This is a genomic window from Meiothermus cerbereus DSM 11376, assembly GCF_000620065.1.
GTDB lineage: Bacteria > Deinococcota > Deinococci > Deinococcales > Thermaceae > Meiothermus > Meiothermus cerbereus.
On record NZ_JHVI01000048.1, the window covers coordinates 1 to 4,609 of the forward strand.

At 62.4% G+C, this 4,609-nt stretch carries 2 protein-coding genes; one reads left to right on the forward strand and one right to left on the reverse strand.

The window, feature by feature from the left end; all coding sequences use genetic code 11:
- Nucleotides 1-339: 339 nt before the first annotated feature.
- Nucleotides 340-2,451: a hypothetical protein gene (locus Q355_RS0113040; protein WP_027878178.1), complete on the forward strand. Its 2,112-nt coding sequence runs from the start codon at nt 340-342 to the stop codon at nt 2,449-2,451.
- 70 nt (nt 2,452-2,521) lie between these two features.
- On the opposite strand, the gene Q355_RS0113045 is transcribed toward Q355_RS0113040, so the two are convergent.
- Nucleotides 2,522-3,820: a hypothetical protein gene (locus Q355_RS0113045; RefSeq protein ID WP_027878179.1), complete on the reverse strand. Its 1,299-nt coding sequence runs from the start codon at nt 3,818-3,820 to the stop codon at nt 2,522-2,524.
- Nucleotides 3,821-4,609 lie beyond the last annotated feature (789 nt).

Consider the following 4,609-nt stretch of genomic DNA (forward strand, 5'->3'; position numbering starts at 1 on the left):
GGGAAGTACGCCTGAACGGTGCAAGAGTTGGTGTATTACTGAATCACTGAATGCAGTAGTGCAGTATCGCAGTATTTCAGTAAATACTGATAGCATGAGCCTGATCCAGCCCCCTAAACTTAGACACCCTCAAAACTTGCACTTATGCACCCCGGGGATGGTTATGCGCTGGGACCCCCTGAAAGGGGTAGAAGGTGCATCTCTATGCGGGTTATGCATGAGGCGCAAGTTTTGAATAAGCCTACATCGCTTTTATGTGGGATAGGGGCTGGGTGGAGTGCGAGGGTTGAGATTCCGGATGGACGAGCGGGATAGAGGTATTCTTGGTTTTAGCCAGTTATGCATGATGCAGACATCCTTCTTCATATTGGCGGCACTGGGCACCTTCCCCCTCCAGAGGACGCACTGGCGCGTTGGGTCGCGCTGGTGCTCTACCGCAGCCCCAAGCCCCTTTCCAAGGAAGAGATTGTGGCGGCCCTGCGGGGGCGGGACCTCCTTGAGCACACAGTAGAGATCGAGTCTACTGAACTTGACCGACTCTTGCGCAAGGGGCAGAAAACGGGCCTCTTCGAGGAGACCGCTAACCAACGTTATGTTCTCAAAGCCTCAACTAGGGAGGATTTCCGCCGGGAGGAGGAGGAGGCGCGGCGCCTGGAAGCGGAGGTCCGCTCGGAGTGGTTCACACAGCTACGGGAGGGCCAAGGTATTGACTTCGACGGCCTCGAGGACGAGGTGTGGGGCCTGCTCAGGGCTTATTTGGCCGCCGTTCTGCGGCGTTACAGCGAGCGGTACGCTCAGCTGCAACGCCGGGGGGACGCCCCTCCCCTGGAGAGCGACAAGCTGGTTTTGCAGGTGGTCGGCAGGGAGCACCCTCTCCACGATCTCCTGCTGACTGAGCTGCCGCGCTTTTTCGATGCCACTTCTGCTGCCCGCCGCAAGTTCATCGGCCGGGCCGCGATCCAAGCGCTCATGGCCTTCAGGGTGAGCGTAACGACGGCGACCTCGAAGAGCCTGGCGAGGGTGGTGAAGGGGCAGAAGATCTTCCTCGACACCAACGCCGTCTTCGCGCTGTTGGGGCTCAACGGGGTAAGCGCCGTCGAAGCCACCGTGCAGCGCACAGTGGAACTAGCCCTCAAGGTCGGTTTCGACGTGCGGCTGACGGAGAGGACGAAGGCTGAGTACCGGGCGGCGATGAAGCGGGTACGCAACGAATACCGGGGTTACGGCGATGCCTACCGGAGCGGACTGAGCAACACCACCCCGATACAGTCCGGTATCTACCGCGCTTACCTGAGCCGCTATGCCCGCCAGGGGTACAGCCTTGAGGAGTTCTATGCCGAGTTCTCCGACCCCCAGCCCCACCTCAACCGCTATTCCGTTACGGTAGATACCCAGGCAAGCAAAGAGCTTGAGAGCGAAAAGCTGAAGAACACCGCCATCTGGAATGAGCTGGCTGAGCGCAAGTCAGGGGCAGTGCTCGAGCACGATACCCTTCACATCAGCTACGTCCTCGATCTGAGGGGTGGGTATGATCGCCTCGAGAAGGCCACGGCCTGGTTCCTCAGCCTTGAAAATAAGCTTCTGCATGTCAACAAGCAGCTCGGCCTAGATATCCCAGTGGTGATCACGCCCGAACTCTGGATCTTGATGTTCCGCCAGATACTGCCGCGGGTCGAAGACTTCGATGAGTTCTTCGCTGGGGTCGTAGCGGCCACCGTCCTACCCTCAATGTGGATTGATGAGGCCTTGGTGGATCGCTTGTCAACCCTGCTGGCTGCTCGAGCTGGGGACCAGGGCCGGGCGGGCGCGCTCCTCCAAGCCTTGGTGGTCTCCAGTACCCAGGAGGACTTAGAGGAGCTGATTAAGGCATATCCCGAATTACCCCCGGAGGCCGTGGTGAACTACCTCGAGCGGCAGGAGGAGCGTCGTCAGGGGGGCGTGCACCGCTTTGTTGAGCAAAAGCTGTCTGAGCGTTACGACCAGCACATCACCAAACTCGAGGATGAACTCAAAGCCGAACGGGCAGCACGTGAGGCTGAGCAGGCAGCACGTGAGCAGGCCGAAGCTCGTGAGCGGGAAGCCCGCTCAGAGAACGCTAACCTCGCTGAGCGTCTCGAGCGAGAGATCCAGATTCGGCGCGAGCAGCAGAACCTCCCTATCTTGATCCGTCGCGAAGTCACGATGTGGATAAGCACATTGCTCGTGGCCGGGTTAAGCATCTTCAGTCTGCCCGTCATGAGTGAGGTGATTGCAGCCCGGCAGAACGGCTTACTCAAAGCCCTGCATGAGAATTGGCAGTATTTGTTCCCCCTGCTGGGCATTGGTATATTTCATCTCGTACTGAAAGCCTACAGAGCTACAGTCGAACGCCAAAACTGCAGGGAGCGCCTGAATAAATTGCAGCGTCGCCAGGACCAGGAAAGCGATATCCGCTCAGTTGAGGGTGTTTGAAGTGGAGCAAATCTGGGCGCAGTCAGAGATCGCTTAGGTATTCTGCGTCTGAGGCTTTCTGTGAGCCCCGCTAGGCCACCCGGTACACCGGCCCCTCTAGCAGCAAAGCCCACAGCCCGCTCTCCCGCAGGCGGGCGATCAGCAGCGCCCCGGGTTTTTTGGCGAAGCCCTCCTGGAGGTCGGTCAGCACCCGGTCCAGGGCGTTCCACAGGGCTTCGAAGCGGTCTTCTCCGCGGTCCTTCCGGCGCAGCGCCCCCCATAGCAGGGCGCGGTAGAGGTTCACGCTGCCGGGGTCGCGGAGGGCGCGGGCGAGGAGCTCCCCGGTGCGGCCCACGAAGCGGGGGCGTTCCTGGCGGGCGCACAGTTTGACGTCCTGCAGGGCATTTCTGAGGCCAGCCCGGAGGTCTTGGGGGCGGGTGTCCCAATCAGATAACGGGGTTTGTAGCAGGGCTGCCGGGGGTAACGCCCAGTTTTTAAGCAGTTCAATAGGAGCAACACCCTTTGGGTGTTTAGGTGATTGGGACACCTCCGGGTTCTGCCGCAGCTTGAGGAGGGTGCGGCCTTTGTGGGTGTCGGCCTCGAGGTCGCGCCAGGGGTAGGCCAGCTCCTCGCGGGTGAGGGGACGGGCCCGCCCCGGTCGCAGGCGCATCCGGAAGACCGTGCCGTCCTTCCAGCCCAGCGGCTTCCCGGTCTGGCGGTCCAGGGCGTTGCCCACCCGGGGGGCGAAGGCCAGCAGGCCGGCTTCCGCGAGCCGGGCCAGCGAGCGCTGTACCCGCTTGCGTCCGGTCTCCGGCTTGACCTCGGGCCATAGCGCCAGGGCCAGCGCCCCCTGGGGCAGGTGGAAGACCACCTCGCTGGTGATGGGGTGGTAGGCCCGGTGCAGCCCCACCTCCAGGGCCAGGTGCAGCAGGGTGTGGGCTACCTCGCGGTCATATCCCCGCAGGGGGAGGCCCCAGGGCGAGAGCAGGGCCTCCAGGAAGGGTTCAAGGGGGACCGGGTCCGTAAAGGCAGCCGCCGCCAGCCCCGCGGCCAGGGAGCGGGCCTCCTGCAGCCGGGCGTAGCCCGCCAGGGGGTGGCCCTGGGAGAGGAGCGCGCGGGCCTCGGCCTGGAGGGCCGTCACCCGCTCGAGGGTAGGCCGTTCGCGCTCGGCCTGGGTGAGGGCCAGCAGCCGGGCCTGGGCCTGGAGGGTTTGCCGGCGCTGGGCCTCAGCCTCACGGGGTTCGCCCGTCGGCGCAGCGGCAGCGCGTTCGGCCTGCTCCTGCTGCCAGCCCCGCAGGGCCCGCTCGCGCAGGGAGGGGGGGAGTAGCTTTAGTTTGCGTTCAAACTCCGAGAGGGGTGGAACTTCATAGTTGGAGCTGTATGGCGGCACAAATGCCTCCTCTATGAGGGTGCAAAAAGCAAACCTCGACGCCAAAGGTGTGTTAGACCTCTTGCCTTTTGCTCAGGGAGGCTTTAGTCTTGGGTTACTGGTACCCATTAGGCTATTGCCTCTCTGAGCAACCCGGTTTGTCCACCGGGTTGTTTCGTTGCATACACGCGCGGCCCTGCCGCTAAGGGGCTTCGTTGTCCAGGCGAAGCCCGGTTCTTGCCATACCTACAGTATAGCGGGATTTAAGCCCAGTAGGAGCGGGGGCTGAGCAGGATGCGCCCTATGGCCCGTGGCAGGCTCAGCTTTGGCAGGCCCAGCCGCCCCTGGCTATTCGCACAAGACCCTAGCACGCCGCGGGAAAAGAGTTCCTGGCCCCCTTGAGGTACGGGGGCCAAGGGGGTGGGTTTGGAGGTGCCGCTCGAGCCTATACTCAACTGCTACACAAAGGTTCCCTCGAGGTGTCCCCATAGCGTTTCAGGATCGCGCTGCTTAGGGGGTACACGCTCGAGCCCAGCCTGAAGGGATTAGCCGCGGCCAGCTGGTTTTGCCAGGGCCGCTGTCTCCTACCCAAAGCGTTGGTTCGTCACGGTGTCCTAATTCCACTCCCAACATACTCACAGGCAGGGGCGTGGTATTGGGGGCCATTGCAAGGCCGCAGTAGGGCCGAGTAGTTGGGCACCTTCTCTCAACATAGCCACCGCGCGGAGGGGATAGGGATTCAGGGGGAGGTGAGGATGGCGCCGTCCCAGCCCACCGCCACGAAGGTGCCGTTCCCGTAGGTGACTCCGT